The organism is Acanthopleuribacter pedis, assembly GCF_017377855.1.
GTDB classification, from domain to species: domain Bacteria; phylum Acidobacteriota; class Holophagae; order Acanthopleuribacterales; family Acanthopleuribacteraceae; genus Acanthopleuribacter; species Acanthopleuribacter pedis.
The window spans coordinates 51,820-68,746 of sequence record NZ_JAFREP010000006.1 but is presented as its reverse complement, the minus strand read 5'-3'; the positions used below and the strand labels follow the sequence as shown (position 1 = coordinate 68,746).

9 protein-coding genes are annotated in these 16,927 nt (G+C 58.2%); 6 read left to right on the top strand and 3 right to left on the bottom strand.

Features of this window, described 5'->3' with window-relative positions; all coding sequences use genetic code 11:
* Positions 1 to 540: 540 nt before the first annotated feature.
* From J3U88_RS08425 to J3U88_RS08410, 4 genes are all read left to right on the top strand, one after another.
* Positions 541 to 1,473 (top strand): Type 1 glutamine amidotransferase-like domain-containing protein, encoded by a 933-nt coding sequence (locus J3U88_RS08425; protein ID WP_207858266.1) that lies wholly within the window; start codon positions 541 to 543, stop codon positions 1,471 to 1,473.
* On the top strand, positions 1,470 to 2,603 hold the full coding sequence (locus J3U88_RS08420) for an alpha/beta hydrolase-fold protein (RefSeq protein ID WP_207858264.1): 1,134 nt from the start codon (positions 1,470 to 1,472) through the stop codon (positions 2,601 to 2,603). The genes J3U88_RS08425 and J3U88_RS08420 overlap by 4 nt, the downstream gene beginning before the upstream one ends.
* Positions 2,604 to 2,744: 141 nt before the next feature.
* A complete protein-coding gene (locus J3U88_RS08415) occupies positions 2,745 to 3,989 on the top strand; it encodes an ATP-grasp domain-containing protein (RefSeq protein ID WP_207858262.1) in 1,245 nt (414 codons plus the stop codon).
* A gap of 51 nt (positions 3,990 to 4,040) precedes the next feature.
* Positions 4,041 to 5,714: a hybrid sensor histidine kinase/response regulator gene (locus tag J3U88_RS08410; RefSeq protein WP_207858261.1), complete on the top strand. Its 1,674-nt coding sequence runs from the start codon at positions 4,041 to 4,043 to the stop codon at positions 5,712 to 5,714.
* Here the strand turns inward: J3U88_RS08410 and J3U88_RS08405 are convergent.
* Together J3U88_RS08405 and J3U88_RS08400 are read right to left on the bottom strand one after the other, a co-directional pair.
* Positions 5,711 to 6,307, bottom strand: coding sequence for a GNAT family N-acetyltransferase (locus J3U88_RS08405; RefSeq protein ID WP_207858260.1), 597 nt, complete (start codon positions 6,305 to 6,307; stop codon positions 5,711 to 5,713). The two genes, J3U88_RS08410 and J3U88_RS08405, sit on opposite strands and share 4 nt — an antisense overlap.
* 115 nt (positions 6,308 to 6,422) lie before the next feature.
* Positions 6,423 to 10,082: an ATP-binding protein gene (locus J3U88_RS08400; RefSeq protein ID WP_207858259.1), complete on the bottom strand. Its 3,660-nt coding sequence runs from the start codon at positions 10,080 to 10,082 to the stop codon at positions 6,423 to 6,425.
* Positions 10,083 to 10,896: 814 nt separating this feature from the next.
* Here J3U88_RS08400 and J3U88_RS08395 point away from each other — a divergent pair.
* The gene (locus J3U88_RS08395) at positions 10,897 to 12,732 is read left to right on the top strand and encodes a DCC1-like thiol-disulfide oxidoreductase family protein (RefSeq protein ID WP_207858258.1); all 1,836 of its coding nucleotides are present in this window, start codon (positions 10,897 to 10,899) and stop codon (positions 12,730 to 12,732) included.
* Positions 12,733 to 12,734: 2 nt separating this feature from the next.
* A complete protein-coding gene (locus J3U88_RS08390; RefSeq protein ID WP_207858257.1) occupies positions 12,735 to 15,986 on the top strand; it encodes a carboxypeptidase-like regulatory domain-containing protein in 3,252 nt (1,083 codons plus the stop codon).
* A 61-nt stretch (positions 15,987 to 16,047) separates the two neighbouring features.
* On the opposite strand, the gene J3U88_RS08385 is transcribed toward J3U88_RS08390, so the two are convergent.
* Positions 16,048 to 16,692 carry an O-methyltransferase gene (locus tag J3U88_RS08385; protein ID WP_207858256.1) on the bottom strand — a complete coding sequence of 215 codons (645 nt, stop codon included), beginning with the start codon at positions 16,690 to 16,692 and terminating at the stop codon, positions 16,048 to 16,050.
* Positions 16,693 to 16,927 lie beyond the last annotated feature (235 nt).

The following is a 16,927-nucleotide window of genomic DNA, read 5'->3' as shown; positions in this document are numbered from 1 at the left end:
CCGGGGATGTATGAAAAGGCGGAATGCGGCCTCAGCCGCCTGTTATCTTCCAAAAACAGCTTGCGTCGCCATAAAAAGAGGTGAACCGTTGGCTGACAACGGGCACGAGCGATTTTGACTGGAGGTCCTTTGTTGTCCAAAACCAAATCATGAATCAATAAAACGCCGCGGCGCGGGTGGTTTGGATGAGGGATCAAGGGCGGGTTCTCGGTTGAAGTTGCCGGTACGTAGGGGGTGTTTGAACCACGGTATCGCGGACACATTCGGCGACCGCCCTATTCCCTAGATTAAGGATGAACACCGACCTTTTTCAACCAAAAAGCACCGATTCCCAAAAAAAGTCGCCCGCTTCGGCACTTGGCCCCGGATTCCTCCCGCTGATCCCATTTCCCTGTCGCCTTTTACGAAGATGGTACTTGGGTTCTGAGCGGGATTTGGTATGATTTGGGTTTTTTAGAAACGCGACCTTCCTCAAGCCGCCACGGCAAGCTGCTGTCGGCTTTACGGTTGTTCCGCGTCGATTCGATGCAGGGGTGGTCCATGACCAAAGTCATCTTATTAGGCCCGCAACGCTATCAGCCCTCCATTGCACAAGCCTGTGCCCATTTGAACTTGGAAGGCCCCTTGGCGGTCATCACCGCCGGCTGGCAGGAGCGCGAGGCCGAACTCGAAGAGCTCGACGCCCACCTTGGTCAGCCAACGATCAATCTCAACTTGCACCAACGCGGCGACGCCGTCTTCCGGGCAGATCCCGGCTACAAGGAAGCACACCGCAAACACCAGGCTTCACTGCGCCGCCTCCAGGAGCTGTACCGCATTCGCCTCAACAACGCCCAGGAAGCGGTTCAATTATTAATGGGGCGCAACCACCTGCCCCACGACCTGATCGGACCTGAAATCGAGGACGCCATTCAATCGGTCCGCGCCCTGGACGAACACCACCTGCGCCGTATCCGCTCAAATAACCGGCGCTTCGAGCAAGAATGGGCGCCCCACGACCGCGCCTTAATCGCCGAACACCGCGTGGAACTCTCCGAAATCGTCGAAAAGTGCGCCGGTGTGCTGATCGCGGGCGGGCACGTGGCCGTGTTGCTCAACCGCCTCCGCATGTTTAAGTTGGAACCCATGCTCGCCCAAAAACCGATCATCGCCTGGTCCGCCGGCGCCATGGTCCTCGCCAAACGCATCGTGCTGTTCCACGATACCCCGCCGCAGGGCAAAGGTTTTGCCGAGGTGTTCGAGGCCGGCTTGGGTCTCTACAGCAACCTCATTCCCCTGCCCCACGCCGCCAAACGCCTCCAGCTCGACAACCCAACCCGGGTCAGCATCTTCGCGCGCCGTTTCTCACACTCGGTCTGCGTCCCGCTGGACCAGGACGACCGCATCGACTGGGACGGCAACTGGTGGCACACCACACCCGGCACACGCAAATTATCGGTTAGCGGAGAATTGGAACCCTGGGAGGAAGCATGACCCTTGCCATTCGCGCCTTAGAAGAATTGGAAACCGTCACCGAGGCCGACCTCGATGCTTTTATCGAAAGCCACGATTTCCCCCTGATCGAAGGTTCCGCCATTACCTTTGTCTTCCGCGGCAATGTCGACGCCGTCCACCTGATGCACTGGGTGTTCGGCCTGGAATCCTCACAACCCTTTCTGCGCCTCAAGGAAACCGACCTTTGGTATTTGACCCTCGACCTGCCCAAACGCAGCCGCATCGAGTACAAATTCAACGTCACCATGAAGGGCAAAAACCACTGGGTCCACGATCCCTACAACCCCCAGGTGGCGCGCGATCCCTTTGGCTTTAACTCGGTCTGCCAAACCATCGGCTACGAAAACCCGGAATGGTCCTACCAGGACGCCGACGCGCGGCCCGGCTCCATCGAAGAGCACCTGCTCAAAGGGACCAAGCTCGGCGACCGCCGTATTTCCGTTTACCTGCCCGCTCGTTTCCGCCGCACACGCCAGTATCCGCTGCTCATCGTCCACGACGGCCTCGACTACCTGCGCTACGCCTCACTGCAAAACGTGTTGGACAACCTGATCCACCGCCTCGAAATTTCGCCGATGATCGTGGCGCTGACCCAATCGGGTGACCGCCTGCGCGAATATGCCGCCGACAAACGCCACGCCGATTTCATCGTCGGCGACGTGCTGCCTTTTATGGAACAAAACTACCCAATTGAAAACCGTCCCGCCGCGCGGGGTTTGATGGGCGCCTCCTTCGGCGCGGTCGCCTCCATGCACACGGCCTGGCGCAACCAAAATGTGTTCGGCCGGTTGCTCCTGCAATCCGGTTCTTTTGCCTTCACCGACATCGGCCAACACAAACGCGGCCCGGCCTTTGATCCGATTGTGCCTTTCGTCAACGACTTCCGCGATAAACCCGGCAAACCCGCCGAAAAACTGTTCATCAGTTGCGGTACCTACGAGTCGTTAATTTATGAAAACCGCAGCCTCGTTCCCTTGCTACAGGCCTCTGGAATGATGGTAAGATACGTGGAAGCTCGTGACGGACATAACTGGGAAAATTGGCGAGACCGCCTTCGCGAAGGGCTGTCTTGGCTTTACCCAGGACCCTTGTGGATGGTGTACGAATAAAGACACCCGCGGCCGGTCCGCGGATTTCCCACATTCCTTGTAAAAGGGTTGAAACCGCCTCGGCACGAGCCGGGTCACCGCCGCGTGGCCCCCGATCAAACCAGGTCCCCTGTTCCAAACCTCAGACAAGGAGTTTTCCCGATGGGAAACGTCACGAAAACGATCGGCCTTTCATTGGGTGCCGATATCTGTTGGCCCATTTGTTTTGAAGAGATTGTCCGCGAAATGAAATTGTCGATTCCCTTCGCTGGCGACAACGTCAGTTTCCAAGTTGAACGCGTGATGATCGAGCCCTACAGCTTGCAACAGCCCTGCAAGTACGCGGTCGTTTTGGATCGCTTGACCCACTGGTACAACACCAGTCGCGAATGGATCAAAAAAGCCATCTTGCTCAACGACTTGTATGTATTGAACAATCCCTGGGCCGTGCAGTCGATGGAAAAACAGACCACTTACTGCGCCATGATGCGCCTGGGCCTGCCGATCCCTAAAACCTGGATGGTTCCGCCCAAAAGTTACGACCGCAGCAGCAGCAAAGACCTCGAATTTACCCTGCGCAACTACGCCAAACTGTTCGACCTCGGCCACCTGGGCCGCGAGCTGGAATACCCGCTCTTCATGAAACCCTACGACGGCGGCGGCTGGGTCGGCGTTAGCAAAATCGACAACGAGGGCGAGTTGCGCGCCTCCTACGAGCAAAGCGGCAAACACGTGATGCACCTGCAGGAAGCGGTGAATCCCTACGAGCATTTCATGCGCTGCGTCGGCCTGGGTCCCCAGGTCAAGCTGATTAACTACGATCCCGCCGCGCCCCTGCACGGCCGCTACGTGGCGGGCCAACCCCAACTGTCCACCGCCGATCAGGACTGGCTGCGCAAGGTCACCCTCATCATCAACGCCTTTTTCGTGTGGGACTTCAACTCGTGCGAATGCCTCTCCAAAGACGGCGTGTGGTACCCCATCGATTTCGCCAACCCTTGTCCCGACTCACAGGTCACCTCGCTGCACTGGCACTTCCCGTGGTACATCAAAGCCAACATCCGCTGGGCGATTTTCTGTGCCACCACCGGCCGTAAAATGCGCCTCAACCAAAACTGGCAACCTTACTTCGACATCGCCGATACCGACATGGCGCCGGATGAGAAGTTCGAAGCCTATGCCGCGCTGGCCGAAGAACACTTCGAAACCGAACGGTTCGAGGAATTCTGCGACAAACACCTGAGCCACCTCGACGAGGTCACCTGGAACTTTTTCGCCACGGATCGCGCCAAACAAGCGATTCGCGAAAAAGTCGCCAGCCTGTACCCCCACCACGAGATCGAAACCTTCACGGAACATTTCTTCGAGCAGATTCAACGCTGGCGCGAAATGGAACCCCCTAAATAACCAACCGCGGGCGGGTACGCACCCGCCTCTTTACGACCTCCGAGGATGTCGATGGAAACACCGCCGCTCCCCGCCAATGAAAAGGAACGTTTGGCGGATCTCAACCGGTACGATGTTTTGGATACCGAACCCGAAACGGTATTCGACGATCTCACCATGCTCGCCAAAAACATCAGCGGATGCCCCATCGCCCTGATCTCCTTGGTCGATGAAACACGACAGTGGTTTAAATCCAAACAGGGCTTGGAAGCCTGCGAAACCAGCCGCGACATTTCCTTTTGCGGCCACGTGATCGTGCGCGATCAGGCCATGACCGTGGCCGACGCCGCCCAGGACCCCCGCTTCGCCGACAACCCCCTGGTCATCGGGGGACCGCTGATCCGTTTTTACCACGGGGTGCCCCTACGCACCCCCAACGGCAACAACATCGGTACCTTGTGCGTGATTGACCAACAGCCGCGCCAACTGTCCGAAACCCAGTTGGCCTCCCTCGACGCGCTCGGCCGCCAGGTGATTCAAAACATGGAATTGCGCTACGCCGGCAAACACATGGCGGCGTTGGCGCAACAGGCGGGCGACGCCAACGAGGCCAAAAGCCGTTACCTGGCCACGATCAGCCACGATATCCGCACCCCCATCGGCGGCATTCTCGGCATGACCGACATCATGCTCACCGCCGACATTGACCCGGAAACCCGTGACAACCTGGAATCCATTCGGGATTCGGCCGATTTCCTGATGCGCCTGCTCGACGACCTGCTCGAGTTCTCCAAAATCGAGGCCGGGAAGATCACCCTTGAGGACATCACCTTTAAACCCAAAAAGTTGATCCAGCGCCTCGTCACCTTCTACCGTCCCAACGCCGAGGCGCGCAACCTCGTGTTCGAAGCCCGACTCGGCGCCAACATCCCTACCAAGATCGTCGGCGACCCACACCGCCTGGAACAGGTCCTGATCAACCTGATCACCAACGCCATCAAGTTCACCCACCAGGGCGGCGTTTGGTTACACCTCGACTTCGTCATCGAACAAAACGGTATTGTTTCACTGACCTTTGCGGTGCGAGATTCCGGCATTGGCATCAGCCAAGAGCAAGCGGCGCGCATTTTTAGATCCTACAGCCAAGCCAACGCCTCAACCGCGCGCCAATACGGCGGCGTGGGTCTCGGGCTCAGCATCGCCAAACATTTGGTCGAATTAATGGGCGGCACCTTGCAATTGAGCCCCAACCCGGACGGCGGTTCAATTTTCACCTTTACGCTCCCCTTCCGCGCCGCGCCGGGTACCGTCACCAAACCCGTGGATCCGGTTGAACCAGAGGTGGCCGCAACCGTTTTAAAAGTCCTGGTGGTTGAAGACGAACCCATTAACCAAAAAATCTTCGCGCTGCAAATCGAACATTTCGGCCACCGCATAACCTGCGTCAACAACGGCCGAGAGGCGCTAACCCGGTTTGGCGAGGAACCCTTCGATTTGGTGTTGGTCGATCTCAACCTACCGGACCAATGTGGCTTCGCGGTCGCTGAGGGCATCCGCGCACGCGCGAAATCCGACGGCCGCATGCCGCCCATTTTCGGGGTCACCGCTTGCCTCAAACCGGGAGATCGCGAGCGGGGCGCCAATGCCAAAATGGACAATATCCTCATTAAACCGATTGAGCTGGAAACCTTGGCGCTCTTGTTCGAGGAAGCCGAAAAGCGCCGCGGTTCAAGCGAGGACCCTTAACTGTTTCGGCCGGCTTCCCATTCGGGGCGCAACAGCCCGTAAACCAATAGGTCGCGGCGTTCGCCGTCAGCCAAGGCTTCTTGGCGCAACACGCCTTCCCGTTGCATGCCCATCTTTTCCAGAATCCGCGAGGACGCTTTGTTAGCGTCCACACAACGCGCGCTCATTTTGTGCAGGTTACTTTGGCCGAACACGGCGTCCAACACCGCCTGGCTCGCTTCGTAGGCAATCCCTTTGCCCTTGAAGTCGGGACCGACGCGGTAACCGATTTCACCGCAGCCCACTTGGCGTTCGGAAATGCGAAAAACCACCGCGCCCAACACCGTTCCGGCCGGAATGTCGGCCACATCCAAAGCTTCAACCGTGAAGCTCAGCCAGACCATGTCTTCGCCGCTCCAGGGTTTGATAAAGGAACGGACGCGTTCCTCCGCTTGTTCCCGCGGCGGGACCGCGCGGATAAACCGCATCACGCGCGGGTCAATTTCCTGCGCCAGTTGTGCCTCAAAGTCGGCATCTTGCATACGGCGGATCAACAAACGCGGCGTACGAACCTCTAACTGATTAAATGCGTCAACATCGATTGCGACCTTCATCGGCATCGCCCCCTTCGGAAAATGCCTCATTCTAAACGGGCTGAGCCGAAAAGGGAATCATTAGCGGCGGTTTGACGCATCCCGGATATGAGCCGGCTGTTGATCCGGCCAGACATCATTGCAGGCTTTTGAGGCCGCCCGATTCGAACCAGCGTTTGTCCGCCGTCACCGTTTTTCGAATGACCGCACCCATGGTTTCCTGGGAGGCCAGCCACAGGCCGTTCACCAACAAGCCGCGATGACCGAGGAACAACCGCAAATCGGCGACGGTGCCGATTTCCGCCAAGGCGTCCAACAACAACAAAATGGTGGATTCCTCGCCGATTTGCACGATGCGATCCGCACACTGGCGGACCAAATCCGGCCGGGCCGATACCATGATGGGAATGACCGCCTCGCGAATTTCCGTTTTGGGATGCAGCAGAATCGAACACAACTGTTCGTCATCGACCAACTTCAGTGAGCCCATGTTGCGCAAGGCGTCGAGAATTTGCGGCTCCAGCCCCTTGTGGGTTTGAATGGCCAGACTGAAACGGTCGGCCAAATCCGATTCGCTGGAACCGGACAACCCTTTGATGATGGTGCGCCATTCCAGGTCGTCGAATTCGGTTTTGGTTTTTCCAAACTGGGCGATCAGGTAATCGCGAACCCAGGATTGATCGCTGCCCGCCTCACCCAGACGCGACAGCATCGTGCGCCGCACCTGCAGGTAACCGCGATGGTTCAACAGCAAACATTCCAACAGCTCGCGGTCACGGAGCTGCGGCAAACAATCGCGCCAGAATTCGATATCCGCGGCGGATTGATCGACAATCGAACCGAAATCAACCACCAATTGGGTCCAGGTCTTGGAATCCTCGGTTTCCCCCGAGGCGCGCAGGCGCTCGTGCAGGAAGTTCAAATTCTGCGCGTGCAATTCCCAGAAACCGATGAGCTCGGCCTCCAAGAAACTGCGCAAGTGGCGGTTGGCAAGCGGCGCCAAATCAATGCGCCGACAATAACCTTCAAACTGTTCGTGTTTTTCGTCCAGCGACTTGAGCAGGTTCCCCAACTTCTTGAGAATCAACCGCATGGTAACGGCGCGGTTTTGGTCCAAGGTACCGTAAACCCGCTGGGCGCCGGTTACCCAATCTTGCATGGACGCGCGCATTTTGGCCAAACGCAGGCGAATGTCTTCCTTCGCGTTTTCACCGAACAACTCCGCCGACTGGCGCGTGATCGCGCTCAGGCCGCGGCGCCAGTGGCCGTCGATGCGGCGCCAAGCCTTGCCCGCCCATTCTTGCATGCCCGGTAACTTGAGTTCGGGCAACAGGGCCTGGTTGCGTTCGCGCAGGCGTTCGCTAAACTCCTCCAGCAACATGATCCAATCTTCTTGCGGCGGGCGCGATTCAAAATACGCGGTGAGGTATTCATTGGCCCACAACACGTCCGCGTTGCTCTCCAGCTTGGCCGGGCTCTGAAATCCCTCGGGTAAGTCGTCCTGATCGCCCCGTGCAAAATAACAACGCAACAGGACCGCGCGGGCTTCCCAGGGTTTTTCCTCAATGGGAGTCGGGCTGTCAAATTCAATCAACGACTCGGGCGCGCTCAAGGCCAGCAAAATCCGTTTGGCGTTGTTGCGGATGATGTCGTCCTCGTCATAAAGCGACATCATCAGCATCGCGTGGTGTTGCGGCCGGACCAAAGCAACACCCAACTGCAACAAATCCTCACTCAAGGGATAAGTTTCGCTGAGGCGCCCCCAAATGTCGGCGAACAGTTCCTCGTCACCGTGTTCCTTAAGAAAATCAAAAACCAGTTTGCGGGACGGATGACGTTCATCCCGATGCGCCAACTGCTGCTCGAAGGCACGCAGGCTAAACTGGTGCAAGGTCGTCAATTCCACGCCGGGAAAACCTGCCAACAACGGCAACACCAAACTCAGGTTAAGCCCCGCGCCGCCTTCCTCCTGCAGCATTAAAACCTCGCCGAGCGCTTCGATGCCCTCGTCAAATCGCTGCAGCAAGGCCACCATCGCCGTGACAACCTCTTGCTGTTCCCCATCACCGAGCGGATCGTTGCCCTCAACCATTTGGTGCCATTTCTTGAGCAAGGCGGGCTCTTTTAAACCGGGACACTCACCCAACCAATCAAGGAACGCAAGGCGCAGGCCGACCTGATCTTCCACAAACAAATAATAATCGTAGTGCTTGGGCTGGGGTTCCATCTTCCAAGCACGCGCCAGTTCTAACAAAGCACGCCGCACACCCGCCGGCTGTTGGCTGGATACCACCAAACGCAACACCTGCTTGTCGAAGTGCTTGGCCGTCCCCTCGAAGGCACCCGGATCTAATTTGGCCAGTTCGCCGCACAAGCCGCGCATCAGTTGCGGCTGTTCACATTCTCCAAACTCATGGGTCAACACTTCCAAAAACCCGCGGTCCCCTAACTTGCGGCGCAGCAAGGTTTCCCACCAATAGGCCGGGAAACCTTGCTTGAGCGCGGAAAAATAAACCGTTCGCAATTCGTCCGGCGACCAGTTCATGATTTTGCGGTAGCGGAAGTAGGGTTCCAACTTGTGCAGGTTAAATTCAAAACCCACCGCACCTTGGCCACGCGTGCGCTCCGTTAACTCGAGCTGCAACCGTTCCAATCGGGCCGACAAACCCAGAAAACGGTCCATGTGGGTTTTCAGTACAGGGTGGCCCAAACGGTAGGTGTTTGAGTCGGCGTCAAAGCGCAAGAACCGCGCCTGTGACCACTCGCGCAACATACCCTCGAGTTCTTCCTCCGAGGCTTCCACCCCGCTAAAAACCCACAGGATTTTTTGTTTGTCCAAGGCGGCGGTGGTAAAACCCGGTAGCACCAAGCGGGCCAACAACAGTTCGGACAGAAAACGGCGTTCGCTGCCGGGCAACCCAAATAAGGTGCTGAAATAGGCGTTGATCAAGCCCGCGGCACCGCCGTGGCGGCGGTAACTGTCGAGGCTGGGCGGACGATCCTCACGCGCGACCACCTCAAAATACAAACTGCACACCCACTGAAGATCGGCGGTAAGCGGCCGCTTGGCGCCTTCCTCGCGACAAATCCGCACCGCGTCATCGTAGATTTTGCGCGACAGACCCGTTTCCAATGAAAATCCGGCCGCGGCAAACGGCTCCTCAATCGTGGAACGCGCCTGCTCCCAGCTCATCCGCTCCAGCACAAGGGTGTTGGCCAGCAAGGCCGGTATCAACTTGGAATAGTTGTACAGGTCGGCCAAATAGCGGCTGTCGAGCGCGGCCAACACGTGCATCCGGTCATTACCGACTTCAATTAAACTCAGAAACTGAAAAAATGCCTTGCGGTCCGCCTCGTTAAACTGGCTACTGAACAGCACTTCCAAACCGTCAAAAATCAGCACCACGTTGTGGTTGCGCTCAATCGTAAAGGCGCGCAGAAATTCGGTCAAACTTTCCCAGGTGACCTGCTTCAGTTCTTTAAACCAACGTTGCCAATTTTCATCCAGCAGCGTGCGCAGGCTGTGGGAAAAGCGGTCGAGTAAATCGGGCCCGCAATTGGTTTCGATCACAAACAAATCGTCACGCGCCAGCAGCGGCCGCATGAGGGCGACATCAATCAACGAGGTTTTACCGACCCCGGACTCACCCAACAGCAGGGTGGCGTGGTAATGCGTGGTGGCACGCACCAATTGGCGGCCGTCGGCCTCGCGCCCAAAAAAGCCGGCGCGATCTGACTCGGTAAATGAGTCCAACATTTTGAAGGGGTTATGAAGGGAAACCACCGCGGGTGTCATAGGCAATCCGATCCGTATGTTACGACTGAAAAACGTTTCAAGAAACATCGTCTCGTCAGGCAACAGGGTTTAGTTTTCCGGCGGCCGCGAAACGAACAACCACCCTTCCTCGCGCCTAACGCTTCCATTACAGCGCCGGGTTCACCGGGTCGTCCAAGGCGAGCCAAACGGCCCTTAAACACGCGGAACACATGGGACAACCCAGGTATCTCACGCGGGGTCCCCTGGTAAGCAGTACGGATAGGAGTGGTTGCGCCTATTATGCCACTGAAGCGGTGCGCCGGGTACGATTAATTGTCCGTCCGCGCGATGGAAACGCGCTGAAACCAACCCGAAAGGACCCACCGCGGCGAAAAATCACCGGCAAACCGGTTCGCCCCGACCGCCACATCGCCGCAAGCACCACCCGACGCCGACACCCCTTCCCGACACCCCGTCAAGGAACCGCGGGCGGTGCCGGCTCACACCTTGGGATTTTTGGGCGACGTCGGCCCCCCATCCAAGGTAAACTCAGGTACCTTCAAAGACCTTTTTGTGCGGGATGCGGCTGACATGCCGGCTGGGTCCAAACCGGAACCCGCTTCAGCCCGACCCAATGCCGATTTCCTCGTATGGTAGAACCCCGCGACGCGCGTTATGGCGTTTCTCGGGCCGGGAAATAGCCCGCATGGCCAAAGGTGCTTTGCCGGATTGTTGACGCCGCTTGATGCGTCGATTCCCTCTGTCCGCCCGCCCGGTGTCCGCTTCCACACCGGCGCACGATTCCACCCACGGCCCGCCTACAGCGGGTTCGTGCCGCCAGCCGAGGTTCCCCATGTCCCGAAAAAAACCGTCCACGCCCGGACCCCAGACGCCCTATCAAAAATTGAAAGCCCTGTTCCTGCTGCCCGTGTTCGGCATCGACACCCGCTCGCTCGCCCTGTTCCGCGTCGCCGTCGCCACCATTATTTTGGTTGATTTGTGGGTGCGCTGCGGCGACATCACCATGTTTTACACCAACGAAGGCGTGCTCCCCACCGATCTGCTCGTCAGCAAGTACAACAGCACCAAAGTGTTTTGGTACAACCCCCACTTCTACATCAACACCTTCGCGTGGCAAGCCTTTTGGTTTTGTGTCGCCGCCCTTTTGGCGGTTATGCTCCTGGTCGGGTACCGCTCGCGCTGGGTCGCCTTCGCCAGTTGGTTTCTGCTGCTTTCCCTGCACAACCGCAACCCGATGGTGCTGCAATCCGGCGATACCCTGCTGCGCATGCTCGTTTTCTGGGCCATGTTCCTACCCATCGGTGCCCATTTCAGCGTCGACCGCGCCCTCGACCCCACCGAAAAGGAACCGCCGCGGGCCGTGGTCAACCCACTCACCGCGGGGCTGCTGCTGCAAATGTTCTGCCTCTACTTCTTTACCGGCATCCTCAAGAAGGGCGCCACCTGGGAAAACGGTACCGCGTTGTACTACGCGCTGAACATCGACGCCTGGACCCGGCCCTTCGGTTCATGGATGTTGCAATTCCACGAAATGAACGCGCTGGCCACCCACGGCACCTTGTACCTTGAATTGTTCGGTCCCTTCCTGCCGTTCCTGCCGCTGTTCACCGCCCAGTTCCGCATGCTGGCGATCACCGTCTTTTGTTCGCTCCACATCGGCATTGCGCTTACCATGGACGTCGGCCTGTTTTCCTACATCTCCATGGCCGGGTGGCTGCCCTACCTGCCCACCAAGTTCTGGGATTTTCTGGGCGCGCGGATCGGCACCTGGGGCCAGGGTTTGGCGATGTACTACGACGGCAATTGCGGTTTTTGCAAAAAAGGCGTGTTGCTGGGGCGCAGTTTCCTGCTGCTGCCCAAGGCGACCATCGCGCCGGCCCATACCCGCCGCGAAATCCTCGACTTGATGGAAGAAAAGAACTCCTGGGTCGTGGTCAGAAACGATGAGAAGTTCATCGAATTCGACGCGGTCATTGCCGTGTTTGGGTCCTCGGTGCTGACCTGGTGGCTGGTGCCGCTGATGCGCATCGGCGCGGTTCACGCGTTGGGCACCAAGGCTTACCGCACCGTGGCCAACAATCGCAAACTTTTTTCCAAGCTCACCCGTCCCCTCTTCTACCGCAAACAAAGCTGGAATACCCATGGGGTGGTTTCGCTTTTTGCTTTAGTATGTCTGCTGTATGTGTTCGCCTGGAACATTCGTTCCACCAACTTCAACGAACACAAGTCGTGGTTCCCCAGGAAAAACAACGGGTTCGGTTACTTCTTGCGCTTGGATCAGTACTGGGCGATGTTTGCCCCGGATCCAACCCGCGTCGACGGCTGGTTTGTGATTCCCGCCTTTCTGGAAAACGGTGGGCAGATCGACCTCTACAAAAACGGCGAGGCGGTTAGCTTTGAAAAACCCAAGGCGGTGGTGTACCAGCACCCAACCATGCGTTGGCGCAAGTACATGATGAACCTGAAGGTCCTCAAAAACGCGGAACACCGCGATCCCTTCGCGGATTACCTATGTAACGCCTGGAACGCGAAACACCCGGACAACAAGATCAAACGTCTACAAGTCATTTTCATGCGCGAGGACACACCCAACCCGAAAGAAACCGAACCGGTGTATCCGCGCAAAATCTTTTTGAAAAACTACACCTGTGGCAATTACCGGAGGTAACCTTGTCCCCCAGTTCTCGTGGCAACCCCAACCCGCTGTTTCTCGCGGCGGTTCTTGTTCTGATCGGCATCGGTGCCGCCCTCTTTTGGCAAAGCGGTTATTTCTCGTCTAGGGAAAGCGGCGCGGCCCAAACGGCCGAGCCACCTGCCGCCCCCGCGGCCAAGGCGGAAGAGGCCCGCGGCCAAACCGGCAAGAAACGCCATTCCGGGTTGGACGACCCAACCGTTGCCATTTACGGGAACGTGGTGGACGTGGACGGTAAAAACCAAGCGGGTGTCCCCGTTTACCTGCTCAACCACAACCAAAAAGATACCTTGGCGGCCACCCAAAGCAACGCCGAGGGACGTTTTGAGATAAGCGCCGTGTTGCGCGGCGATTACCAACTGGTGGCGAGCACCGATGTGGGCAGTTCCCTCGACGACGCCGGCCAGGGGTATCCGTTGTTCGTGTCCCAGGATACGCAACGGGTCGGCCCGGTCACCTTGACCCTGCGCGACCGTGCCCGCCTGTCCGTGCAGGTCGTCGATCATCGCAGCAGCAGCCCGATTCCCGGCGCCACCGTGACCGCCCAACAGCAGGTCGCGGTAACACAAACCGTTGCAAGTGACGGCGTCGCCTATTTCAATCTGCCGCCGGGGATTGTCACCCTGAGCGCACACGCCGAGGGATACGCTTGGGAACACCAACAGATGCAACTTCGTTTGGACCAAGCAAACCAGGCACAACTGCGTCTGGTGCGCGGCGCCAACGTATTCGGCAAAGTTTACGAACCGAACGGTGTCGGTCGCGAAGGGATTACCGTGCGTTTGTGGCAATCGCGCCGCAAGCACGAAACCAAAACCGACCGCGACGGCATGTACCGCGTTGAAGGGATGCGCCCCGGCCAACCGTTTGAGGTGGCGCTGCTGGTTGGCGAGCAGTTGGTGGCACGGCCCGGCGTGTTCACCATTCCCACCGATCAGAGCGAGGCCGAGTTCAACTTTAAGTTGCCCGAGAACCATTTCCCGCTGAAATACGCGGTGGTGAGCGGTGTGGTGATGGACGAAAGCGGCAACCCGGTCAACGACGCCCTGATCGAGTTTATGCTGGGTTCCGGCAAAACCTACGCCACGCGTAGCGGCAGGGGCGGCACCTTTGAGTTGCGCTTCGAGCACAACAGCCTGAGCACGCGTATTCGCGCAAGCGCGCCGGGTTACGCCGACAATATTCAGAAAAACGTGGCCCTGCTGCTGCAGGAAGAAAACCAAAAAGTACGCATTGTTTTGGGGCCTGGCAACACCGCATCCGGCCAGGTCGTGAGCGAGGCCGACGGCGCGGGCTTGGCCGGGGTCGCCATCTTCGCACAAAGCCAGGATGAACTGCTGGGCGACGGCAACTGGATTGAGGTTGGCAAAAGCGGCATCAACGGGGCCTTTGAACTGAAGGGTCTGCCGCTGAGTTTCCGACTCAAGGCGCAACAGGGCGGCATGCGTTCGCGGGAGATGGGGCCTTTTGAGGGCGATCAAATCGACTTGGTACTGCCGATGAGCAATGCCTTCCTGCTGGAAGCCTGGGTCGTCGACAACGAAAGCGGCGAGCCGGTGACCGACTTTGAAGTGCGCGTCCTGCCCAACGGCACCCAAACCCACCGTTCCGAATGGTCAAACCAACAGGACCACGGCTGGGAACCTTACCAAAACGGCCTGAAGGTGCGTGACGAAAACGGTTCATTCACCGTGACCAACGTGCCCCACACCGACCGTTTCGCGGTGGAAATTATGGCCGAGAGTTACGCCAAGGCCGAGGCCGATCAAAACCATTTCGAACAGGAACTCAAAAACGACGGCGCCTTGGTGCACTACACCCACGAGTTCCGCTTGAAACGAACCCGGCCGAACATCGCGGGCAAGGTGTTGAACGAAAAAAACAACCCGTTGCGCAATGCCTGGGTGGGTTTGGCTCAGGCCGACGGCCAACCGCCGGCGCCACCGTTCTGGCCCAAGCCGGGTCCGGCGAGCGGGCGCGGTTTCCGTTTTGCCAAAACCGCGGGCAACGGCGGCTTTCAGTTCACCAACGTGAACAACAACCAAGCGCTCGCCATCGCCGTTTTCTTCGACGGTCAGGTGCGTTACCACGCGTTGATGTCGGAATTCGCCACCCAGAACTGGGGCAAGTTAACCCTGAAGATTACCCCCGCGGGCCGCATCGATGTGGAAGTAGACCGCGACGATTACCCCAACGCACGGAGCGTTCAGATTCAGCAGGAAGGCGCAACCGTGGAACACATCCCGGTCCCCTCGGGGGCGGGCCTGTTTGCGCACACGGTGGAAAACCTGCTGGAGGGACGCTACCAGGTGCGCCTCGACTTGGACAGCAGCAACGGCGGGCCGCCCTCGTTTTTCAAAGGCGCGATGGTCAACCACAAAAACACAGCGCGGGTCGTTTTTAAAGACGACAACAAGGCCTTCTTGCGCGGCGAGATTCTGATCGACGGCGAACCCTACCGCAACCTGCCGGTGATTCTGCTGAGTTTCCCGCAATTGTTGCCGCTGGAAACCACCACGGACGGCGCGGGCCGCTTCACCCTGGAAAACCTCAAAGCGGGTGCCTACAGTTTATTCGCGCCCGGCCGCATGCGGGTTCAGGCAATGGATTACTCGGCGCAACGGGAATACATCGACATCCCGGCGGAAGGGGTGGAGCGGCGCTTTAACTTCAAGTCCCTGGGTTCGGTGCGCGGTCAAATCGCGGGCTGTCCGGTGTCGCAGGTGATGATTAACGGCATTTCGGAAGACGGACGCCCGGTAAACATCACGGCGGATCTGGAAGCGGACGGCCGCTTTTTCGCCAACAACTTGCCCAAGGGCGAATACGCGGTGTACGGCGATTGCCCACCCAACAGCAAGGAACAGTTGTTCCCCCTAACGGACCCATTCGCAATCATCGGCGAGGGCGAAACGGTGGATTTAGGCGAGGTCACACCGGTCGATTTCGCCCACGTATTCCTGCGATTGGTATCGGGTTACCCCGAATTCAAGTCACGCAGCTTGTCGATCACGGCAACGGACCAAAACGGCCGCACGCTGGAGAAAAAACGCGCGGTGGTGGGTGACCGCCCAATTTACCTGGGCGGCTTCCGCGAAACCACCATCATCGTGGAAGTTGACGCCAACCAAAATGATCCAATGCGCGCCGAAACCCGCAAACGCACGCTAACGCTGCAACCGGCGCAGACGTCACTGCTGGAGGTCAACGTGGTGCCGAATGAGCGATAGATACAGCGGCAGAGGTTGATACTCCGCCGCTTATTCGTTCGGGTGCGCTAACGAATGAGAATTAAGGCGCGACCACCATGGTGATGCCGTCACGGAGGGTGACCATCACTTTGTCGAGGTGTTCGAGGTTGCGTAGGTGGGCGTTGAAGGCCGCGATGGCTTTGGTGGATTCTTCCTGCTCTGACTCGGGGGCCAGGACTTTGCCGCTCCAGAGTACGTTGTCGATCAAGATCAACCCACCGGGACGCATCTTGGGCAGGATGGCGTCGAAGTAGTTAATGTAGTTCACTTTGTCCGCATCGATGAAGGCCATGTCGAAGGGGCCGCTCAGTGTTTTTAAGGTGTCGGCGGCTGGGCCGAGTTTGATCTCGATTTGATCTTTGTAGGGGCTTTTGTCGAAAAATTCGCGGGCGATGGCCGCGTTGTCCTCGCTGTATTCGAGCGTGGTGATGTGGCCGCCCTCGGCCATACCCATCGCCATCATCAGGGCACTGAAACCGGTGAAGGTGCCGACTTCCAAAATTCGTGAAGCACCACTTACCCGGGCCATGGTTTTTAAGAATTGGCCGGCCAAGGGGCCGGATTGCATTTGGGGCAGGTCGGTTTTGGCGTAGGTCGCTTTGGAAAGTTCCTGGAGCAGTTCCGGCAGCGGCGTGGTGTTTTCACGCGCGTACTGTTCAATCGCTTCGCTGACAAGTGTTAACAATGGATTCCCCCGATTCTCGGCCGCACAGCATGCGGCCCGTTTTGACTAAGTCTCCTATTTTCATGGTATCGCGTCCCCACGTCAAAGCCTTTTCCCGGAAGTTGTTCACCTTGACCGACCCCAAACGACCTCCTGCGACGCGGCCGCGGTGAGCCGACGTGTTCACCGCGACCGGCCGCGAGATGAGAACGTTGAGGGACATACAAGGTGCTTTTCCTAGTTCCTAGTCAACGGA

What these genes read in the sequence shown, in the direction of transcription:
- J3U88_RS08425 (WP_207858266.1), top strand. Translation starts at nt 541, where the DNA reads ATGACCAAAGTCATCTTATTAGGCCCGCAACGCTATCAGCCCTCCATT.
- J3U88_RS08420 (WP_207858264.1), top strand. Translation starts at nt 1,470, where the DNA reads ATGACCCTTGCCATTCGCGCCTTAGAAGAATTGGAAACCGTCACCGAG.
- J3U88_RS08415 (WP_207858262.1), top strand. Translation starts at nt 2,745, where the DNA reads ATGGGAAACGTCACGAAAACGATCGGCCTTTCATTGGGTGCCGATATC.
- J3U88_RS08410 (WP_207858261.1), top strand. Translation starts at nt 4,041, where the DNA reads ATGGAAACACCGCCGCTCCCCGCCAATGAAAAGGAACGTTTGGCGGAT.
- J3U88_RS08405 (WP_207858260.1), bottom strand. Translation starts at nt 6,307, where the DNA reads ATGAAGGTCGCAATCGATGTTGACGCATTTAATCAGTTAGAGGTTCGT.
- J3U88_RS08400 (WP_207858259.1), bottom strand. Translation starts at nt 10,082, where the DNA reads ATGACACCCGCGGTGGTTTCCCTTCATAACCCCTTCAAAATGTTGGAC.
- J3U88_RS08395 (WP_207858258.1), top strand. Translation starts at nt 10,897, where the DNA reads ATGTCCCGAAAAAAACCGTCCACGCCCGGACCCCAGACGCCCTATCAA.